General features: G+C 73.1%; 13 protein-coding genes and 1 tRNA gene. 6 read left to right on the forward strand and 8 right to left on the reverse strand.

Annotation, left to right across the window (positions count from 1 at the left end; translation table 11 throughout):
- Positions 1–506 precede the first annotated feature (506 nt).
- Positions 507–2,003, forward strand: coding sequence for a pyridoxal-dependent decarboxylase (locus PVK37_RS28070; RefSeq protein WP_275030833.1), 1,497 nt, complete (start codon positions 507–509; stop codon positions 2,001–2,003).
- Positions 2,004–2,261: 258 nt separating this feature from the next.
- On the opposite strand, the gene PVK37_RS28075 is transcribed toward PVK37_RS28070, so the two are convergent.
- The 4 genes from PVK37_RS28075 to pyk form a co-directional block, all read right to left on the reverse strand.
- The gene (locus PVK37_RS28075; RefSeq protein ID WP_275030834.1) at positions 2,262–3,242 is read right to left on the reverse strand and encodes a sulfite exporter TauE/SafE family protein; all 981 of its coding nucleotides are present in this window, start codon (positions 3,240–3,242) and stop codon (positions 2,262–2,264) included.
- 115 nt (positions 3,243–3,357) lie between these two features.
- On the reverse strand, positions 3,358–3,825 hold the full coding sequence (locus tag PVK37_RS28080; protein WP_275030835.1) for an RrF2 family transcriptional regulator: 468 nt from the start codon (positions 3,823–3,825) through the stop codon (positions 3,358–3,360).
- A gap of 51 nt (positions 3,826–3,876) precedes the next feature.
- Positions 3,877–4,755, reverse strand: a complete 879-nt coding sequence (locus tag PVK37_RS28085) for an acyl-CoA thioesterase (RefSeq protein ID WP_275030836.1) — start codon at positions 4,753–4,755, stop codon at positions 3,877–3,879.
- Entirely contained in the window at positions 4,752–6,200 is a 1,449-nt protein-coding gene (pyk, locus tag PVK37_RS28090; protein ID WP_275030837.1) for a pyruvate kinase, read from the reverse strand. The genes PVK37_RS28085 and pyk overlap by 4 nt, the downstream gene beginning before the upstream one ends.
- 302 nt (positions 6,201–6,502) lie before the next feature.
- On the opposite strand from pyk, the gene PVK37_RS28095 reads away from it, so the two are divergent.
- The 3 genes from PVK37_RS28095 to PVK37_RS28105 all read left to right on the forward strand — a co-directional run bounded on the left by PVK37_RS28095 (position 6,503) and on the right by PVK37_RS28105 (position 13,449).
- The gene (locus PVK37_RS28095) at positions 6,503–10,834 is read left to right on the forward strand and encodes a SpoIIE family protein phosphatase (RefSeq protein ID WP_275030838.1); all 4,332 of its coding nucleotides are present in this window, start codon (positions 6,503–6,505) and stop codon (positions 10,832–10,834) included.
- A gap of 55 nt (positions 10,835–10,889) precedes the next feature.
- The gene (locus tag PVK37_RS28100) at positions 10,890–12,476 is read left to right on the forward strand and encodes a GMC family oxidoreductase (protein ID WP_275030839.1); all 1,587 of its coding nucleotides are present in this window, start codon (positions 10,890–10,892) and stop codon (positions 12,474–12,476) included.
- Positions 12,477–12,576: 100 nt separating this feature from the next.
- Positions 12,577–13,449 (forward strand): aldo/keto reductase, encoded by an 873-nt coding sequence (locus PVK37_RS28105; RefSeq protein ID WP_275030840.1) that lies wholly within the window; start codon positions 12,577–12,579, stop codon positions 13,447–13,449.
- 52 nt (positions 13,450–13,501) lie between these two features.
- Here PVK37_RS28105 and PVK37_RS28110 read toward each other — a convergent pair whose 3' ends face one another.
- Entirely contained in the window at positions 13,502–13,813 is a 312-nt protein-coding gene (locus PVK37_RS28110; RefSeq protein WP_275030841.1) for a hypothetical protein, read from the reverse strand.
- A gap of 155 nt (positions 13,814–13,968) precedes the next feature.
- Between PVK37_RS28110 and PVK37_RS28115 the strand changes: the two genes are divergently transcribed.
- Both PVK37_RS28115 and PVK37_RS28120 read left to right on the forward strand, forming a co-directional pair.
- Positions 13,969–14,096 (forward strand) — tRNA-OTHER (locus tag PVK37_RS28115).
- 43 nt (positions 14,097–14,139) lie between these two features.
- Positions 14,140–16,299: a TerD family protein gene (locus PVK37_RS28120; RefSeq protein WP_275030842.1), complete on the forward strand. Its 2,160-nt coding sequence runs from the start codon at positions 14,140–14,142 to the stop codon at positions 16,297–16,299.
- 213 nt (positions 16,300–16,512) lie between these two features.
- On the opposite strand, the gene PVK37_RS28125 is transcribed toward PVK37_RS28120, so the two are convergent.
- The 3 genes from PVK37_RS28125 to PVK37_RS28135 form a co-directional block, all read right to left on the reverse strand.
- A complete protein-coding gene (locus tag PVK37_RS28125) occupies positions 16,513–17,070 on the reverse strand; it encodes a hypothetical protein (protein WP_275030843.1) in 558 nt (185 codons plus the stop codon).
- A gap of 268 nt (positions 17,071–17,338) precedes the next feature.
- Positions 17,339–18,181 carry a lipase family alpha/beta hydrolase gene (locus PVK37_RS28130; RefSeq protein ID WP_275030844.1) on the reverse strand — a complete coding sequence of 281 codons (843 nt, stop codon included), beginning with the start codon at positions 18,179–18,181 and terminating at the stop codon, positions 17,339–17,341.
- A gap of 198 nt (positions 18,182–18,379) precedes the next feature.
- The gene (locus tag PVK37_RS28135; protein ID WP_275030845.1) at positions 18,380–20,425 is read right to left on the reverse strand and encodes an AIPR family protein; all 2,046 of its coding nucleotides are present in this window, start codon (positions 20,423–20,425) and stop codon (positions 18,380–18,382) included.
- Positions 20,426–20,450 lie beyond the last annotated feature (25 nt).

A 20,450-nucleotide genomic window follows, 5' to 3' on the forward strand; every position in this document is an offset into this window, starting at 1 on the left:
CGCACGAAGGTGCCTCCCGGTCGGGACGCACAGCCGGTGCGGCGTCGACCTTGCCCGGTTCGACGGCGGCCCTGCTGTGCTGGTCGGGCCGGCGGACGGGCAGGTCCCGGGCCGGCGGGACGGCTCCGCGCACTGTGGACGATAGAAGACCGCCATCCGGGGCACAACACCCGTGACGATCACTGGGCAAGATGCCCGAAACACGATCTTCACACCGGCTTCACCCACGGGTGGCGGCGACCGCCTAACGTTGGTTCCGGTGGTGGTAGGGCACTCCCGGTCGGGACGGGTCGGGGGTGCTGCGGTGTGGTGCACCGGGCCGGAGCTGTGCGGATTCCGCGGCTGCGGCCCGGTGCCTGCCGTTTGAGGGCGGGCACCCGGATCGACTTGCCCCGGGCGGGAAATGTTGGTCGACTCCGGGGGTGGCCGAACCCGCCGAACACGCCGAGTCTGCCGGACATTCCGGACCCGCCGAACCCGCCGCTCATGCCGAACCCGCCGCGCACATGGACGCCGAGGAGTTCCGCCGCGCCGGACACGCGGTGGTGGACTGGATCGCCGACTACTGGGCGACCCTGGGGCAACGCCCGGTGACCTCGTCGGATCCGCCGGGCACGATCACCGCCGCACTGCCGGCCGGGCCGCCCGTGCACGGCGAGCCGGTCGACGCGGTACTGGCCGACCTCGACCGGGTGATCACCCCGGGGCTGACCCACTGGCAGCATCCCGGCTTCTTCGGCTACTTCCCGGCGAACACCAGCGGCCCGAGCGTGCTCGGTGACCTGGTCAGTTCCGGCCTCGGCGTCCAGGGCATGCTCTGGGCGACCGGCCCGGCCTGCACCGAGCTGGAGACGGTGATGCTCGACTGGCTGGCCGGGCTGCTCGGCCTGCCGGAGCGGTTCCACTCGGCCGGCCGGGGCGGTGGGGTCATCCAGGACTCGGCGTCGTCGGCGACCCTGGTGGCCACCCTGGTGGCGCTGCACCGGGCCAGCGGCGGCCGGTGGCGCGACGTCGGGGTCGACCGCCGGTACCGCGCCTACACCTCCACCCAGGGGCACTCCTCGATCGAGAAGGCGGCCCGGATCGCCGGGCTCGGTGACGACGGGGTCCGCCCGATCGAGGTGGACCCGGACACCCTGGCCATGCGCCCGGAGGCGCTACGGGCCGCGATCCGGGCCGACCTGGCCGCCGGCGAGGTACCGACCATCGTGGTGGCGACGGTCGGCACCACCTCCACCACCGCCGTCGACCCGCTGCCCGCGATCGGCGCGATCTGCGCCGAGTACGGGATCTGGCTGCACGTGGACGCCGCGTACGCGGGGGCGGCGGCGGTCTGCCCGGAACTGCGGTGGGCGCACGACGGACTGGAGTACGCCGACTCGTACTGCTTCGACCCGCACAAGTGGCTGCTGACCGGCTTCGACTGCGACGCGTTCTGGGTCGCCGACTCCGCCGAACTGGTCGGGGCGCTGACCGTGATGCCGGAGTTCCTGCGTAACGCCGCCACCGAGTCGGGTGCGGTGGTCGACTACCGGGACTGGCAGGTGCCGTTGGGTCGCCGGTTCCGGGCGCTGAAGCTCTGGTTCGTGCTGCGCTGGTACGGCGTCGAGGGGCTGCGGGCGCACATCCGTTCCGGGGTGGCGCTGGCCGCCCGGTTCGCCGGGCACGTCCTGGCCGACGACCGGTTCGAGTTGGCCGCCCCGCACCCGTTCTCGCTGGTCTGCTTCCGGTTACGGCCCGGGGACGAGAACGACGTACGGTCCGGGGACGAGATCAACGCCGCGTTGCTGGCCCGGGTCAACGGCACCGGTCGGGTACACCTGACCCACACCCGGGTCGCGGGCCGGTACACGCTGCGGCTGGCGGTCGGCTCCCCGCAGACCACCGGGCGGCACGTGGACGAGGCCTGGGACCTGCTCAGCGCCACGGCGGACGCGCTGCTCACCGAACCCCCACCGACCACCGGCCGTCCACCCACCACCGAGCGTCCACCGACCGGCTGACCACGCCGCACCCGGCCGCCCCGACCGCTCGGACACCCGCCTGCCCAGACAGCACCCCCAACCGGACCGGCCGCCACCCCCACCCGGGCCGGCCGCTGCCCACGTGGACCGGCCGCCAGTTGCGGCACATGGGGGTGTCCAGCACCGGCGAGACCCCCACATGCCGCAACCGGAGTTGACCACGGCGGCAGTGGGCCGACAGGGTGCCCGAGACGGCAGGCCAGGCCCGGAGACGGGGCGGCCCGGAGACGGGGTGGGTCAGTGGTCGGCGGCGACCAGCGGCGGCTGCGGCTCGGTCCCGTCGGCAGCGGACACGGCCGTTCCGGCGCGCGCGTCAGTCACGGTCTGCGTAGCCGTTCCGGCTTGCGCGTCGGTGCGGGCCTGCCGGGCACGGCGCAGGACACGTACCGCCAGCAGCAGGGCGGTCAGCCAGCCGAGCCCGAGCAGCAGGTACACCAGCACGGGGGTGGCTCCGTCGAGGTCGGCGGCGCGCATCAGGCCACGGGCGTTGGTGAGCACGATCACGCCACCGACGGCCGCGCCGAGCAGTTGGGCCGGCACGATCCGGACCAGCCAGGCGGCGATCGGGGCGGCGATCAGTCCGCCGACCAGCAGCGCCGCCACGATCGGCAGCAGGAACCCCTCGGTGCCGAGGCCGATCAGGAATCCGATGCTGGCCGCGGCGGCGACGACGAACTCGGAGGTGTCCACCGAGCCGATCACCTTGCGTGGCTGCATCCGGCCGGAGACGAGCAGCGCCGGGGTGGCGACCGGGCCCCAACCGCCGCCGCCGGTGGCGTCGACGAAGCCGGCGACCAGGCCGAGCGGCCCGAGGAACCGGCCACGCAACCGGCCCGCCTGCGGGTTGGGGCGCAGCGGTCGGGAGAAGCGGATCAGCAGGTACGCGCCGAGCACGAACAGGATGCCGGCCATCCAGGGGGCGGCGGCCTCGGTGGAGATGGCGCTGAGGAAGGTCGCCCCGGCGAAGGCCCCGACCGCGCCGGGTAGGGCGATGCGGCTGACCACCCGCCAGTCGACGTTACCGAAACGCCAGTGGGCGACCCCGGCGGCGAGGGTGGTGCCGATCTCGGCCAGGTGCACCGACGCCGACGCGGCAGCCGGCGCGACTCCGACGAGCAGCAGGAGGGTCGAGGAGGTCAGCCCGTACGCCATGCCGAGCGAGCCGTCCACCAACTGTGCGACGAGCCCGACCAGGGCGAGGACCAGCAGCTTGCGCACGGAGCACCCTCCCGGGCTTTTAGGCATCTCCTATCGGCATGGTCGACAATGCGGCACGCGGAGACTCCGGTCAAGTCCTGATCGAAGGATGGGACGGCTCCGTCCGGTCCGGACGTCAGGTCCAGGCGCTGGGGTCGGCGGCGAGTTCGTTGACCCGGTCGGGCAGGGTGCCGGCGGCCACGTCGGCGACGGTGACCAGTTCGAGGATCTGCCGTTCGCTGGCGCGCAGGGCGATCCACACCTCCTGCAACGCCTGGGCCGCCCCGTGGTAGCCGAGCTGCTCCGGGCGCTGCCCCCGTACGTGCGCGAGCGGGCCGTCGATCACCCGGATCACCTCGGCGAGGGAGATCTCCGCTGCCGGCCGGGCCAGCCAGTAGCCGCCCTCGGGACCGCGCTGGGCGTGCACGATGCCGCCCCGGCGCAGTTGGAGCAGGATGCTCTCCAGGAACTTCGGTGGGATCTCCTGGGCCCGGGCGATCTGTTCGGCGGTGACCGGCCGGGTCCGTCCGGGCCCGTCACCGGCCATCGCCGCGAGTTCGGCGGCGGCGCGCAGGGCGTAGTCAACCCGGGCGGAGAGTCGCATGTCGGACAGGTTACTGGCCGGCCGGAGCGGAGCGCCGATCGGCCCGGCAGGTCACCCGCCGACCCGGCGCAGCAACCCCTCCTGGACGGCGCTGGCGATGTGCCGACCGTCGGTGGTGAACATCCGGCCGGTGGCGAGGCCACGACCGCCCGACGCGGACGGGCTCCAACAGTCGTAGAGGAACCACTCGTCGGCCCGGACCGGGCGGTGGAACCACAGCGCGTGGTCCAGGCTGGCCCCGATCACCCCGCCCGGCCCCCAGACCTCGCCGTGCACCGACAGCACCGAGTCGAGCAGGGTCAGGTCGGAGGCGTACGTCAGGGCGCAGGCGTGCAGCAGCGGATCGTCGGGCAGCTTGCCGTCGATCCGCATCCAGACCCGCTGGTGCGGGTCGGCGGGCCGGTCACCGGGGCGGACCCAGCCGGGCTCGCCGACGTAGCGTACGTCGATCGGGCGCGGGATCATCGCCCAGATGCCCAGCCGCTCCGGGTACCGGGCCAGCCGGTCGGTCATGGTGGGCACGCCCTCCGGGCCGGGCACGTCCGGCGGAGTGGGGGCCTGGTGGTCCAGCCCCTCCTCCCGGTGCTGGAAGGAGGCCGACATGAAGAAGATCGGCTTGTCGTGCTGGAGGGCCACCGAGCGGCGGACCGAGAACGACCGGCCGTCGCGGACGTTCTCCACCTGGTACTCGATGGGTTCGGCGGGGTCGCCGGGGCGGACGAAGTAGCCGTGCAGGGAGTGCACGAACCGCTCCGGGTCCACCGTCCGCCCGGCGGCCACCAGGGCCTGACCGGCGACCTGGCCGCCGTACACCCGCTGCGGGCCGACCGGGGGGCTGATCCCCCGGAAGGACATCGCGCCGGTGGGCGCGAGGTCGAGGACCTCCAGCAACTGGTCGACGGCGGCCTGGCCGGTCAGGACGTCGGTCACTGCAACGCCCGTGCCGCGGCCGCGTCGACCAGCGAACCGAGCTGGTGTACGCGCAGGGTGTTGGTGGAGCCGGGGGTGCCGGGCGGGCTGCCGGCGACGATCACCACGTAGTCGCCGGGGTTGGCCCGGTTGAGCCCGAGCAGCGCCTGGTCGACCTGGCGGAACATGTCGTCGGTGTGCTGCACGAACGGCATCAGGAAGGTCTGCACGCCCCAGGAGAGGGCGAGCTGCTGGTACACCTCGGGGACCGGTGTGAAGGCCAGCAGCGGCAGGTCGCAGTGCAGCCGGGACAGCCGCCGGACGGTGTCGCCGGTCTGCGAGAACGCGACCAGCGCCTTCGCGCCGATGGCCCGGGCGATCGACGACGCGGCCGAGGTCAGCGCGCCGCCGTGGGTACGCGGGTCGTGCTGGAGCCGGGGCACCGCGATCGAGCCGGCCTCGGTGGTGGTGACGATCTTCGCCATGGTGCTGACGGTGAGCACCGGGTACTTGCCGACGCTGGTCTCGCCGGAGAGCATCACCGCGTCCGCGCCGTCGAGCACCGCGTTGGCGACGTCGGACGCCTCGGCGCGGGTCGGGCGGGAGTTCTCGATCATCGAGTCGAGCATCTGGGTGGCGACGATGACCGGCTTGGCGTTCTCCCGGCAGAGCTGCACGGCGCGCTTCTGCACCAGCGGGACCTGGTCCAGCGGCAGTTCGACGCCGAGGTCGCCACGGGCCACCATGACCCCGTCGAAGGCCAGCACGATCGCCTCGAGGTGGTCGACCGCCTCGGGCTTCTCGACCTTCGCCAGTACCGGGCGGTGCGTCCCGACCTCGCTCATGATCGCGTGGACGAGCTTGATGTCCTCCGCGGACCGGACGAACGACAGCGCGACCAGGTCGACGCCGAGGCCGAGGGCGAAGCGGAGGTCCTCGGCGTCCTTGTCGGAGAGCGCCGGGACGCTGACCGCCACGTTCGGCAGTGAGACGCCCTTGTTGTTGCTGACCGGGCCGCCCTCGGTGACCAGGACCCGGATGTCGTTGCCGGTGACGTCGGTGACCTCGACGGCGACCCGGCCGTCGTCGATCAGCAGCCGGTCGCCCGGCTTCACCTCCTGCGGCAGCTTGCGGTAGGTGCAGGAGACCCGCTCCCGGGTGCCGAGGACGTCGTCCCCGGTGATCACCACGGAGTCGCCGGTACGCCACTCGTGCGGCCCGTCGGCGAACCGGCCGAGGCGGATCTTCGGCCCCTGGAGGTCGGCCAGCACGGCGACCGGCCGGCCGGCCGCCTCGGCGGCCTCGCGGACCAGCCGGTAGACGGCCTCGTGGTCGGCGTGGCTGCCGTGGCTGAAGTTCAACCTCGCCACGTTCATGCCCGCCTCGACCAGCCCGCGGATGCGTTCCGGCGAGGAGGTGGCGGGACCGAGAGTACAGACGATCTTCGCGCGGCGTGTCACGCCCATCAGGCTAGTCTCTTCCCCGGGCCGGGTTGACGGCCGACCCTCTTGCAGGATGCGGAACAGTTCTCCAACGGCGCGCGAGGCGCGCATGGCCGGTGGGCGGCACCACACCGGTACGTTGTGTCGGCGGGCATCGGCGACCGCGCGCCGGGAATCGTACCGCCCGATGGCACGCCCCGGTGGGTCGTCCCTCGCCGCAGCGGCGTACGCAGGCCGTCCCCGTGATCGACCGTCGGTTCACCCACGGTGCCGGTGATACGGTCCGAACGGTTGGACCTGCCACGGACGTCGGGCGGAGGTGGCGGATGGCGGACGCGCGTGCCGTCGAACCCGCACGCCCCGACGGGCACCGGTGGCGGGAGGTCTTCGCCGCCGGTGGCGCGGCCGGCGCCCGGATCGCCACCCACGACTGGGCGACCACCGCGCTGGGTCCGGTGACCGGCTGGCCGCAGAGCCTCCGCACGGCGGTGACCATCTGCCTGCACTCGCGGTTCCCGATCCTGCTGTGGTGGGGCCCCGACCTGGTCATGCTGCACAATGACGCGTACCAGCCGATTCTGGGCGAATCGAAGCGGGACGCCATGGGTCGCCCCGGTGCCGAGGTGTGGCCGGAGGTCTGGGACGTCACCGGGCCGGTGCTCGACGGCGTGCTGGCCGGTCAGGGCGCGACCTGGTCCCAGGACCAGCTCCTGCTGCTGGACCGCAACGGCTTCCTCGAGGAGTGCTACTTCACCTTCTCGTACAGCCCGATCATCGACGAGACCGGCGCGCCCGGCGGGGTGTTCACCGCGGTCACCGAGACCACCGACCGGGTGGTCGGCGACCGGCGGCTGCGCACCCTCAGCGACCTGGGCGCGAGCCTGGTCGACGCGGGCACACCGGAGGAGATCGGCCGGCGGGCGGTCAAGGTCCTCGCCGGGAACCGGACCGACGTGCCGTTCGTCCGGCTGTACCTGGTGACGGCGGACGGCCCCCGGCTGGCCGCCGGCGGCGGGCCCACCGGCACCGGCGACGACGCCTGGCCGCTGGCGGCGGTGCTGGCCGACGGGGTCGCCCGGGTGCTCCCGGTGGACCCGGCCGCCGACCCCGACCGTCCGGGCACCGCGTTGGCCGTGGTGACCCCGGTCGTGGAGCCGGGCGGCGGACCGCCGACCGCCGTGCTGGTGACCGGGCTGAACCCGCGCCGGCCGCTGGACGACGACTACCGTTCCTTCGTCGACCTGCTCGCCGGGCACCTCGGCGCGGCCAGCGCCGGCGCCCGCGCCTGCCAGGCGGAACGACTGCGCGCGGAGGCCCTCGCCGAACTCGACGCGGCCAGGTCCACCTTCTCCGCCGACGTCAGCCACGAGCTGCGTACCCCGTTACCGCCGATCACCGGGCCGGTCCCGGCGGCGGGTGACCGGGAACGCGCCCGGCGGGCCGAGGCGGCGGCCCGGGCCGACCAGCAGCACGCCGACCGGCGGTTCCGGACCCTGGTCGAGGCGTCGTCGGCGGTGGTCTGGTCGGCCGACGCGGACGGCGCGATCGGCGAGCCCCAGCCGACCTGGGCGGCGTACACCGGGCAGCGCTGGCCGGAGTACGCCGGGACCGGCTGGGCGGCGATGGTGCACCCGGCGGACGCGCCGCGGCTGCTGGCCGCCTGGCGGCAGGTACGGGCCGCCGGCGCGCCGCTGTTCGAGTTCGAGGGCCGGCTCTGGCACGCCGACAGCGGCACCTACCGGCACGTGGCGGTCCGCGCGGCCAGCCAGCGCGACGGGCGGGGCGCGATCACCGAGTGGATCGGCACGATCTACGACACCGACGACCGGGTACGCGCCGAGGAACGCGCCCGCCGTACCGCGGCGATCAGTGACGCCCTGCTGGACACCTCCCCGGTCGGTTTCGGCTGGGTGGACGCGGACCTGCGCTACCGGTACCTGAACCCGGCGCTGGCCGTGATGCACCAGGTGCCGGCCGAGGCGCACCTGGGCCGCCGGCCGGGTGAGGTGACGCCGGGGTACGGCCGGCGGGTCGAGGAGCTGCTGCGCCGCACGCTGACCCACGGGCCGGTCAGCGGGGTGGAGTTCCGGCTGCCCGACCCGGACCCCGCCGCCCGCCCACGGCACGTGGTGGCGAACTACTTCCCGATCCGGATCGCGCAACCCGGCGAGCTGGTCGGGGTGGGGTTCACCCTGGTCGACGTCACCGAGCGGACCCGGCTGGCGCAGGCCCTCGGTGAGCAGCAGGCCCGGTACGAGCGGCTGGCCGCCACCGACGTGCTGGCCGTGTTCGGGGGCGAGGGCGACCGGATCACCGAGGCGAACGAGGCGTTCCTCACCATGCTCGGCCACACCGCCGGCGACGTCGTCGAGGGTCGGTTGACCTGGCCGGGGCTGACTCCCCCGGGTTGGGAGGAGCCGGACCGGCAGGCGCTGGACGAGTTGGCCGCCACCGGCCGGGCGCAGGCGTACCGCAAGGAGTACCTGCACCGCGACGGGCACCCCGTGCCGGTGCAGATCGGGGTGGTCGCCCTGCGGCGGCGACCGCTGCGCTGGCTGGCGTACGCCACCGATCTGAGCGCCGAACGGGCCGCCCAGACCGAGCTGCGGCTGTTCCAGGCGTTGGTGGAACGCTCGGGTGACTTCATCGCGGTGGCCGCGCCGGACGGGCGGGTGGTGTACGTCAACCCGGCCGGGCGGGAGTTCGTCGGCCTGGCCGGGGACGCGCCGCTGGACCGGCTGCGGCTGCTCGACTTCGCCGCCCCCGAGGTGCGCCGGGTGTGGCGGCGGGACCTGATCCCGGCCGCCCTGCGGGCCGGGCACCACCGGGCGGAGAGCCTGCTGGTCCGCCTCGACACCGGTGAGCGGCGGGACGTCGACCACCAGACGTTCACCGTCACCACCGGCGACGGACCGGAGTCGACGGCCTTCCTCGCCACCGTGGCCCGGGACGTCGGCGACCGGCGGCGGGCCCTGCGGCAGGCCGAGGGGCTGGCCCGGCTGGCCGGGGCGCTGAGCACGGCCGCCGGCCGGTCGGACGTGGTGACGGCGGTGGTGGCCATCGCACCGGACGTCCTCGACGGGGCCCGGGTCCGGATCACCACCGCCGCTCCCGGCGACACCGTCCTGACCGTCACCGACCGGGGCGCCGGCGACCGGTTGGACATCGACGACGACGTCCCGCTGGCCCGCGCGGTCCGCGACAACGAGGTGGTCACCTTCGGCGCCGCCGACCGGGCCGGCACGGTCGGCGGGCTCTGTCTGCCGCTGCGCTACGGCGACGGCGGGCCGCTGGGCGCGGTCGAGGCGCGCTGGGCCCGGCCGGTGACCGACGACGACGCGCTGCGCAACCTGCTGGACACCGTGGCGGGGCTGTGCAGCCAGGCGTTGCAGCGGGCCGAGCTGACCCGGTCGGCGCGGGCGATGGCGGAGTTCGCCGCCCGGCTCAGCGTCACCCGCAGCACAGCGGAGGCGATCGAGGTGATCCTGACCGCGGCGCCGGTCGCGCTCGGCGCGACGGCCCCCGGGTTGGCGATCTACGAGGAGGGCCAGCCGATCCGGCTGCACCACGCCGGCCTGTCGGCGGACCTGGCCGGCCACTACGACGACCTGACCCTCGACGATCCCCGGCCGATGGCGGTGGCGTTGCGGACCGGGGAGCGGATCATCCTGCCGGACCGGGCCGCGTTCGCCGCGCGGTTCCCCGGCCTGGTCGACCGGGTGGGGGCCGAGGGCCTGGTCACCACGGCGGTGCTGCCGCTGCTGGACGCTCAGCGCCGGCCGTTCGCCGCGCTGGGCTTCGGCTGGCCCCGGGTCCGCCCGTTGCGGGAGGGCGACCTGGCGCTGCTGGACACCATCGCCGACCTGTGCGAGCAGACCCTGGAACGGGTCCGGCTGGCCGCCGCCGAACACAACCTGGTCACCCGGCTGGCCGGGCGGCTGCGTACCTCCAGCCGGCCGGCACCGGCCAGTCTGGACATCGCGATGCGCTACCGGCCGGCGATGACCGGGCTGAACCTCGGTGGCGACTGGTACGACCTGATCCGGCTCGACGGCGACCGGCTCGCGGTGGTGGTCGGTGACGTGGTCGGTCACCAGGTCGAGGCCGCCGCCGACATGGCGCAGCTACGGACCATGGTGAACACGCTGATCCGTACCGGCGTGCCGTTGGGTGAGGTGTTCCCCCGGCTGACCGACCTGGTCGGGGTGGGGTTCCTCGGCACCTGCCTGGCCCTGGTGGTGGACCCGGCGGCGGGACGGGCCAGCATGGTCCGGGCCGGGCACCCGCATCCGCTGCTGGCGCGCCGCCGACGCCGACCGGTGACCGTGGAGACCGCGCCGTCGCTGCCGCTGGGCATGGTCCGGGACACGATGCCGGTCACCGAGGTCCCGTTCGAGACCGGGGACCTGCTGGTGGCGTACACCGACGGGGTGGTGGAACGGCGCGACCTGCCGTACGACGCCGGGGTGGCGGCGTTGCGGACGGTGGTCTCGGCGCACCGGCGGCGGCCGGTGGAACGGATCGCCGACGCCATCCTGACCGCGCTGCCCGGCTCCGACGACGACCAGGCGCTGGTGGTGATCCGGCACGTCGGCCAACCGTCCACCGACGACGGACGACCGGCGACGGACGGTGACCGGACCCGCACTTCCGGGTGAGTGATCGACCGGCTACCGTCTGACCGGTCGCGCCAACGTCGGCCGGAGGTCCAGTGTGGAAGAGTTCGACTACGTCGTGGTCGGGGCGGGCACGGCCGGGTGTGTGCTCGCGTACCGGCTCAGCGCCGACCCGACGAACCGGGTCCTGCTGGTCGAGGCCGGCGGCTGGGACAGCAGCCTCTTCGTCCGCATCCCCAAGGGCTTCTCGAAGCTGATGGACGGCGGGAGCACCACGTGGCACTACGCCGCCACCACCAACGCCGGTCGACGGGAGAGGTGGCAGCGTGGGCGGCTGGTGGGCGGCTCCAGCTCGATCAACGGAATGATCTACGCCCGGGGCGGCCCGGCGGACTGGGACGCGCTGGCCGAACGCGGCAACCCGGGCTGGGGCTGGCACACCATGCTGCCGGTCTACCAGCAGATCGAGGACCACCCCGCGCGACCCACGCCCGACCCCGGTCCGCTGCGGCTGTCCACCGCCGTCGGCACCGACGACCTGTGCGAGGAGATGATCGCCGCCGGGGTCGGGCAGGGGTTGCGCCGCACCGACGACCTGGACGACGGCGACGACGAGCGGATCGGGTACACCACGGCGACCATCTCCGCCGGCCGGCGGGTCAGCGCCGCCGACGCGTTCCTGCACCCGGTCCGGGACCGACCCAACCTGACCGTCCTGGTCCGCGCCACCGTGCAGCGGGTGCTGGTGGTGGAGGGCCGGGCGGTCGGGGTGCGGGTCCGTCGGGCCGGGCAGAGCGTCGACTACCGGGCCCGGGCCGAGGTGGTCCTCGCCGCCGGCGCGATCGCCAGCCCGCAGCTGCTCCAGGTCTCCGGGATCGGGCCGGGGGACGTGCTGCGCTCGGCCGGGGTGCCGGTGCTGCTGGACCGGCCCCGGGTGGGCGCCGGCATGCGGGAGCACCGGATGGCGGTGCTCCAGTACCGGCTGGCCGGCGAGGTCGGGTACAACCCCCTGCTGAACAACGTCGTCGGCCAGTCCCTGGCGGCGCTGCGCTGGCTGGTCGCCCGGCGGGGGCCGCTGGCGCTGCCGGTGCACGACGTGGCCGCGTACCTGCGCTCCACACCCGAGGCGGACCGGCCGGACGCGCACCTGCTGATGGCCCCGTTCTCCGCCGCCCCGCCCCGCCCGGGGCGGGCGCTGGAACTGGAACGGCAGGCCGGGCTGATGTGCCTGGGCGGGGTGACCCGGGCCCGCAGCGAGGGCAGCCTGGAGATCACCGCCCCGACCCCGCAGACGCCGCCCCGGATCACCGTCAACTACCTCACCGACCCGTACGACCGGGCGGTGGCGGTGGCGACGTTCCGTCGGATGCGGGAGTTCTTCGCGTCCGGCCCGATCGCCCGGCACATCGTGGCCGAGACGGTGCCCGGTCCGGCGGTACGCACCGAACGGGACCTTCTCGACGCGGCGCTGCACCACGGTTACACCGGCTACCACGCGGTCGGCACCTGCGCGATGGGCCCGGACGACGCCGACGTCGTCGACCCGGAGCTGCGGGTACGCGGGGTGGACGGGCTGCGCGTGGTGGACGCCTCGGTGCTGCCGACCCTGGTCGCCGGCTGGATCAACGGCCCGGTCGCCGCCCTGGCCTGGCGCGCCGCCGACCTGATCCTGGGAAAGGTGTAGGAAGGACCGCCCCGGGTACCGGAAGGCCCGGCGACCGTCCCTGCTCGGGCAGGGAGCAGACTGGCCCGGGGACGCGGGCGCGACCCCGGTGGGAGGGATCATGGCAGGCGAGGCCAGCAGTCAGCCGGCGAAGGCGTCGGGGGTGTTCCGCATCGGCGGTGACCTGCCGGTGGTGCGGCTCGGGTACGGGGCGATGCAGCTCACCGGGCCGGGTGTCTGGGGTGACCCGAAGGACCCGGACGAGGCGGTCCGGGTGCTGCGCCGGGCGGTCGAGCTGGGCGTCACGTTCATCGACACCGCCGACTCGTACGGGCCGTTCGTCAGCGAGCTGCTGATCGCGAAGGCGCTGCGCCCGTACGCCGACGACCTGGTGGTCGCGACCAAGGCCGGGCTCACCCGTTCCGGGCCGAACGTGTGGCGGCCGGTGGGCCGCCCGGAGTACCTGCGTCAGCAGTGCGAGCTGAGCCTGCGGCACCTGGGCCTGGAGACCATCGGGCTGTTCCAGTTGCACCGGATCGACGCGAAGGTGCCCCTGGCCGACCAGCTCGGTGAGCTGGACCTGCTCCGCCGGGAGGGCAAGATCCGGCACATCGGGCTCTCCGAGGTGAGCGTCGAGCAGATCGAGCAGGCACGGGCGATCGCCCCGATCGCCTCGGTACAGAACCTCTACAACGTGGCGAACCGCCAGTCCGAGGAGGTCCTGGCGTACTGCGAGCGGCACGGGCTGGCGTTCGTACCGTGGTTCCCGATGGCCACCGGCGAGCTGGCCCGGCCGGGCGGCCCGCTGGACGCGATCGCCGCCGACCACCACGCGACGCCCGCGCAGCTCGCGCTCGCCTGGCTGTTGCGCCGGTCACCGGTGGTGCTGCCGATTCCCGGTACGTCGTCGGTGGCGCACCTGGAGGAGAACGTGGCCGCCGCCGAGGTGACGCTCACCGACGACGAGTACGCGGCGCTGACCCGCGCCGCCTGAGCGGAACGGGTGGCGTACGGCGTGCGCCGGGGCCACCCGTTCCCGACGCCCGCTACGGCCAGTAGCAGCCGGAGAGGTTGTCGGCGGGGACCCAGCCGTCCTGCGCCGGCGCTTCGGCCCCGTGCCCGTACATCCACATCACGCCGCTGCCGTTGTCGGCGCCGGTGCCGTGCCACCGGAACCCGCGCCCCGCGGTCAGCGTGCGCAGCACACCGCCGTGCGGTGAGTCCCGCAGCCAGGTGTTCTGGTTGAGCACGCAGATCGCGCCACCGCTGTCGCTGGCCGAGGCCGGCGAGGCGGCCACGGCGGTGCCGGCGAGCGCCAGGGCCAGCGCCGCCGACGCGCCCAGGATCTTGTTCTTCACGAGTGTCCTCTCTGGATGGACGGTTGGTCGGCGACCATTGTGCGGCCCGGTCGGGCCGGGTGGCGGTCCGGGGTGATCGCACGATCGACCGGGGTGTCCACAGCCTCCGAAACCGGCTGGCGACGGCCGGCCGGGCGGTGCGATGATCGACGCCTGGGTCGCTAGCTCAACTGGCAGAGCATTCGACTGGTAGCGCGTCCGCCCTCCGCTGGCCGGCCATGGAGGCGCTTCCTTCTCCACTTTCTTAATCGGAAGGTTCGGGGTTCGAGTCCCCGGCGACCCACGTACACGCGGCGGCTGCCGGAGCCGGCCGGAGGGAGGGTCACGTGCTCGACAAGGCGATCATCCAGCGGACCCTGCGCGTGCCGGCCGGTGACGGCACGGCCGGTGACGGCACGGCGGTGGCCCGGCAACTGGATGCGGCGCTGCTCGATGTCGGGTTCTCGGCGTCGCGGGACCTGCTGGAACACGTCGGCACGCTGGCCCCGGGGCCGGCGATGGACCTCGCCGTCACGGTCGTCGCGGCGGTACGCGAGCTGGTCGGCGACCACGTCCGGCACAACGCCTACTTCATCGGGTTCCCGGACGACGTGCCGGACACCGTCGAGTTCTGGGTGGATCGGCTGCGGGCGGCCGTCCTCGCCGGCGGGGGCACGGCGACCGACGAGCGGCTACGCGCCGCCGTCGTTTCGGGCGGGATGAACCTGCTCGACCTGCCCGGCTACGGGACCTACCAGCACAGCTACGCCGAGCTGCTGGCCGTACACGACGCCCTGGTCGGCGCCGCCGGGGACCGGTTGACCCTGCTGCGGCTCGGCGACACCGTCGAGGCGGAGGCGACGCGGCTGTACCTGACGCTGGCCGGCAGCGTCACGCCGCCCGGCGAGGCCGACCTCGCGATCCTCGGCGAACTCGCGGTGGCCTGCGCGGACGGCCCCCAGCCGGCCGAGATCCCGGTACGGGAGAACCGTGCCGTCCTCAACGGGATCCGGCTCGTCCTGGGCCGTCCCCTGGTCGGGGTGGACACCACGACCGACGTGTTGCGGCTGGCCTGCCAGGTCTCCGGCGGGGACGCCGCGCTCACCACCCCCACCCGGTTCCGGGCGTTCCGTCGGCCGGAGCGGCGGATGCTGCTGGCCGCGCTGGACCAGGTCGTCGGGGCGAACCCGAGCAAGCTCGGTGACGTCGTGCGCTACGCGGAACGGTGGAAGCGGCTCGGGGAGCGGCTGCACCCGCACGAGTACGGTCAGTGGCCGTACGCGCAGCAGGTGTTCGCGGTCGCGCGGGGCGAGCGGCGGGCGCCCAGCCTCGCCGGCCGCGCGGAGGCGGCGATCCGGGCCGGGGCCGTCGGTCCGGCCGCGTCGGTGCTGTCGGCCGCCCCGGGCCTGCTGCTGCGGTCCGCGGACCGGCTGCTGCGGCTGGCCCCGGCGGCGGAGCGCGGCACGGTGGTCGACGCGGTCACCGGGGCGCTCGGTTCGGCGTCCGGCCGGGTGCTGCTCTCGCTGCGTGAGCACGTCGAGAACCGGTCGACGCCCGCGTCCGCCCGGATGTACGCGAGCCGTTCGCGTACCTCGTTCGTCGGCCCCGACCGACGGCCACCGCTGTCGGCCGACCTGGTGGCCGAACTGTCCGCGCTACTCGACGCCGAGATCGCCGCCCGGCTGCCGGCGCTGGAGCGGCGGCTGCTGGTGGACCCGGCGGTGCTCGACGTGGCCCTGCCGTTGTCCGGCAGGGCGGCCGAGGGCGGTTTCGCGGTGCTGCCGAGGGGCTCACGGGCGTCGGTGTCGGGTGAGCTGCTGCGGTTCTTCACCTACTGGCGGCAGGCCAGCCGGCGCACCGACTACGACCTGTCGGTGCTGCTGCTCGACGACGAGTTCCACAGCGCGGGCCAGGTGTCCTGGACGAACTACCACCACGACGGCGTGGTGCACTCCGGTGACGTCACCGAGGCGAAGAACGGCGCGACCGAGTTCGTCGACGTGCCGCTGACCGTCCGGGGGCGGTACGTGGTCCCGCAGGTCAACATCTACGCGGGTGAGTCGTTCGACGAGGTCGCCGAGTCGATGTTCGGGTACCAGACCCGGGCCCGGGAGCAGCGTGGCGCGCCGTTCGACGCCCGGACCGTGCAGGCCCGTTCGCAGCTGCGCGGGCCGGGCCGGGTGGCGCTGCCGATCGTGTTCGCCCGGACCGCGCGCGGCTGGCAGGCCGTGTGGCTGCATCTCTACCTGCGGGGCACGCCGTCGTTCAACCGGGTGGAGGACAACACCTTCGGCACCGCCGACCGGGTCCGGGCGCTGGTCGAGCGGCGGTACCTCACCATGGCCTACCTGCTGGACCGGTGGCGTACGAAGACGGAGGTGACGATGTGGGACGCAACCCTGCCGGACGAGCCGGTCACGTTCGTCGGCATCGACGCGCCGGAGGGCCTGCCGGACGGCTCGGAGGTCTACACTCTGGATCGGCTCGGGGAGCTGATCCCCGGGTAGGCCCGGGGAGCTGATCCCCGGCTGACGGCCGGCGGCAGCCGAGGCCATGCGGGCGCTTCCTCCTGTTCCGTTCGATTCGGGCACCTCCGCCACGGCGGGGGATCTGGCCTCCAGCACCCGCGCTCTCCTCGGCCCCGCCGGGCCCGGTGCTTCCCTCGGCCCCGCCGCGCCCGGCCGCTCGGCGCTGACCCGCCCCGCCTGCGGCGGGGCGGGTCAGCAGCGCGCCACGTAGCTGGAGTCGTAGACGTAGGTCAACGTGGCGTAGGAGAACCACTCCCGGTGCCAGTACCGGAACGTGGCGGTCGGGGTGATCCCCCGGGTGGGCACCCAGCGTTGCCCGACGTACCGCTCGACGACCGACGAGGACGTCAGGTCGCTGAAGCTGGTGCAGTACGCGGTGCCGGAGGCAGCGGTCGCCGTGAGCGTCGTGCTGGAGACCAGGTCGCTGGCCGAACACTGGGCCACCAGGCTGCTCTGGTAGTACAGGACGGATCCGGTCGCTTCCTGCGCCATCCAGTACCGGTAGCTGTGGCCGCTGTTGCTCCGGCTTCCGATCAACGTCCAGTTCGTGCCGATCAACGGGTTGGCGGGGTTCGGCGCGTAGAACGCGCTGGAGGTGCAGTACGGGGGCGTCTGGACGACGGGTCCGGCGTGCGCGGGGGTCGCCGCCACCGTGGGGACGACCAGCCCAAGGACCAGCCCGAGCACCAGCAGGAGGGCCGGTGGGCGACGGTGCGGACGGGACGCGGACAGGACCTGGTGGGGGGACATGGACCACCTCCATGACGGGGTCGCCGGCTCGGCTTCGGCGATGACGTCGCCCGACCACCTGTCGGAGGTGGCGTCGCCCGCCCGGCCGTCGGCCGGTGACGTCGCCCGGCCGCCGGTCGGCGGCGGACTCCGCCGGCTCGGCTTTCGGCACCGGGATCGCCACCACGAGGGTAGGGATTCCGGCCGCCCCGGCGGGATCCGCTGACGGTGATCCGACAGCCGGCCGGGCGGTACCGGCTGCCCGGTACCGCCCGGTGGACACGCGGGTTCAGACCGCGAAGCAGTTCGGGGTGATCGACCGGTCGGCCAGGGCGTCCTGGACCATCGTGTACGTGGTGCCGTCGAGCACCAGCCCGAGGTGTCCGACGATGCGCAGCGGGCACCAGGTCTGCACCAGCGCGTTGACCGCCCCGTCGGCCAGGGTGGCGTTCTGGGTGGGGCGCACCAGCTCGTCCTGGAGGGTCCGGATCGTGGTGTAGCGGACGCTGCCCGGCGTGTCGTCCCCGGCGTTCAGGTCGTTGAGGAACGCCGAGCCGATGGTCATCTGCTGGCAGGCCACGATGCCGACGCAGTTGCCGAGGCCGAGGAACTTGGCGATGTCGGCGACGTACGTGCCGTAGTGCGGGCTGCCGAGGGTGATCAGCCGGCCGACCGAGCCGGTGCCGCCGAGGTTCTTCAGGTAGTACCGGGAGACCAGACCGCCCTCGGAGTGGGCGACCAGGTCCACTTTGGCCGCGCCGGTGTTCGCCCGCACCTGGGCGACGTACCCGCTGAACGCGCGGGCCGAGGCGGCGATGTCGCCGAGGCCGAGGTTCGGCAGCTGGTAGATGCTGACCCGGTGGCCGTCGCCGCGCAGCCGGGCGGCGAGCGGTTCGTACGCGACCGCGACGCCGGACAGCCCGCCGACCACGATGACCGGGTTGGTGGCGTACGTGCCGACGCCGGCGGCGGCCCGGTCGGCCGGGGCGGCCTGCTCGGCTGGCCCGGCCTTGTCGGCTGTCGCGGCCCGCTCAGGTGCAGGTGCGGGGGCGGCGCTGGCGGCGGTGGCAGTGGCGGCGACCAGCAACGCGGCGGCGGTCGTGGCGGTGACGAGGATCTTTCGGAGCAGCATGGCTGCACCCTCCGGTGGGGGTGGTCCCGGTGGTGGCGGGAGGTGACGGGGGACATCCGATCGATCGTGGACAACATGATGCCCGTCATAATTCGCGCACGTCAATGGCAAGTTACGCCCGGGTAACCGGAGGTTTCAGAACACGACCCACCGTGGGCCCGCCCCACACGGCAGCTCACCCACCAGACGAGCCAGCCGCTACTCGCCCTCTGCGGAACGGATCTCGTCCGCGATTGCCGCCAGTGAACCCCGCCCGGGAACAAACCACCGCGTCGTACCCTGAACAGCTCTCGGCGGGTCTCCCGGTGCAGACCTCAGCATCTGCATGGTCAGCCCGGTCGGCGTGTACTGCTTGCCGTCTGCGGCCCACAGGAGGGGACGACGACGGTCATTGACCCAGGTCGCCTGACCCCGGCGGGGATTCTCGGCGATCCATGGCAGCAGCGTCTTCCGCTCAGGACCCGTCACCGGCCGGAACTCCACCGGCGCCCCCTCGGCAAGAAGGCCGGAGTTGACGATGACGGTCACCGCCGCCGCCTTCCGTTCGCCCTCCTTGGGCGACGAGCTGTACTCCGGGGGCAGGCTGGGCCGCGGTTCGTCGCCGGCGAGGGACCGAAGCGCCAAGGCGACCAACTCCCGACACTTCTGCGGATGCCGGAAGGTGACCAAAGCGGAGCTGCTCGGATACTGTTCGTCAAAGTGGTGGATGAGCCAGGCGAGGGCCGCGTCCGCCAGTTCAGACACCTGCTCCAGCACCCGCTCCCAGTTGACATCCCGTTCGTCGATGGACGGGGTCACGAGACGTTGCATCACTAAATGGGCGACGAGCAGGTCGCCATGCTCGGCGACCTGCGCCGCCCGTCCCTCCCGGCCCCGGTTCCCCTCGGCCAGGTGAGCCTGCACCGTACGGAGCATGAGAACCAACCGCCAGACCCGGTAAGCGCTGGGCTGCGGGTTGAAGATCAGGTGATAGCTGCCGTGCGCCCCGAACTCCCAGAGCAGCTCCTGGTTCTGCTTGGCCCGCATGGCCAGTTCCGGATTGCGGTGAGCGCAGGACATGGCGATGGCGGCCTCCAGCACGGAGCATCCAGCTTCCGGCAGGGGGTCGCCTTCGCCGCGCTTGTAGACGTACGTCTTGTGCAGGGAGAGCGAGAAGTCGTCCCGCAGTCTGGCCTGCCGCTCGTCGAGGGCCGCGTAGTCCCGCGCCTGCACCTGGTTCTGGGTGTTGGTCGCTTGCGTCACCTCGGTGGCGAAGCCGGGTGGGCAGTCCTCCAGCGAGATGACGCGCACCCACACCCGGCCGACACCGGAGACCTCGGGGGTCTGCTGGACGCCCGCATGGATCGCGGCGACCGTCTGCGCCCCGTTCACCACGCTGACGCCGTCCAGCTCGAAGTCTCCGGGACCACCGACGGTGTTGGCGAACTTGGCCGTCCTGCGCACCGCGTCACACAGTACGGTGATGCCGTTGTTGAAATACCAGAAGTTCTGAGGTTGCTTCACCAGGGTCTCGACGATGCTCCGGTTGACGGTGGTCAGGCCGAGAGACGTCCGGAGGTTCTTGCCGAACAGACGGTCACCGTGTTTGTCGTACCAGGCGGCCACCTCGCCGACGTACATCGTCCCGTAGTACGCCTTGAAGGGTTCAGGTACCGAGGCGCAGCCGTCGACCCGGGCCGTGAGGTTGATCTTCGGCTCCCCGATGCCGGCCCGGACGAAATCGTGGAAGTCACCCAGACCGAGCACCTTCAGGTCGGTCATCGGCTTAGTTTCCTCGCACGCCTGCTCGAAGACCAGGTTGACGACATCGGCCAGTACGGGACGACCGAGCAGTGCGACCACCAGGGTGATCTTGACGTCCCCCTTGCTGAAGACCTTGTCCACCCGGTCCGCCAGAGCCTGGAACCGCTTGTTGAACCGCGCGTAGTCCTCCCTCAGCAGCAGGTCGAACCCCTGCTTGAACTTAAGAGCGCTGCCCTGGTCCAACGAGGCGTTCCCGCCGTCACTCCACTTGGCCTGGACCAGCCAGACGTGCGGCACATCCTCGCTGACCGCGACAGCGTCGATTCCCCAGTCGTCGAAGCCGTCGATCACCGACTCGGCAGCCTCCGCGAGTCCCATGCCAGTCAGGTTGTGCACCGCCATCGCGGCCAGGGCACGCGACAGGAACGACTGTTCCCGATGCCGTTCGGGGGCCTTCTCATCGAGATCGCTCAGATCGATGTGCTGCTCGAACTGACGCACGAGTGCTTCTCGAACATGACGTACC

It is taken from the genome of Micromonospora cathayae (genome assembly GCF_028993575.1).
GTDB lineage: Bacteria > Actinomycetota > Actinomycetes > Mycobacteriales > Micromonosporaceae > Micromonospora > Micromonospora cathayae.

What these genes read in the sequence shown, in the direction of transcription:
- PVK37_RS28070 (WP_275030833.1), top strand. Translation starts at nt 507, where the DNA reads ATGGACGCCGAGGAGTTCCGCCGCGCCGGACACGCGGTGGTGGACTGG.
- PVK37_RS28080 (WP_275030835.1), bottom strand. Translation starts at nt 3,825, where the DNA reads ATGCGACTCTCCGCCCGGGTTGACTACGCCCTGCGCGCCGCCGCCGAA.
- pyk (WP_275030837.1), bottom strand. Translation starts at nt 6,200, where the DNA reads ATGGGCGTGACACGCCGCGCGAAGATCGTCTGTACTCTCGGTCCCGCC.
- PVK37_RS28095 (WP_275030838.1), top strand. Translation starts at nt 6,503, where the DNA reads ATGGCGGACGCGCGTGCCGTCGAACCCGCACGCCCCGACGGGCACCGG.
- PVK37_RS28105 (WP_275030840.1), top strand. Translation starts at nt 12,577, where the DNA reads ATGGCAGGCGAGGCCAGCAGTCAGCCGGCGAAGGCGTCGGGGGTGTTC.
- PVK37_RS28125 (WP_275030843.1), bottom strand. Translation starts at nt 17,070, where the DNA reads ATGTCCCCCCACCAGGTCCTGTCCGCGTCCCGTCCGCACCGTCGCCCA.
- PVK37_RS28130 (WP_275030844.1), bottom strand. Translation starts at nt 18,181, where the DNA reads ATGCTGCTCCGAAAGATCCTCGTCACCGCCACGACCGCCGCCGCGTTG.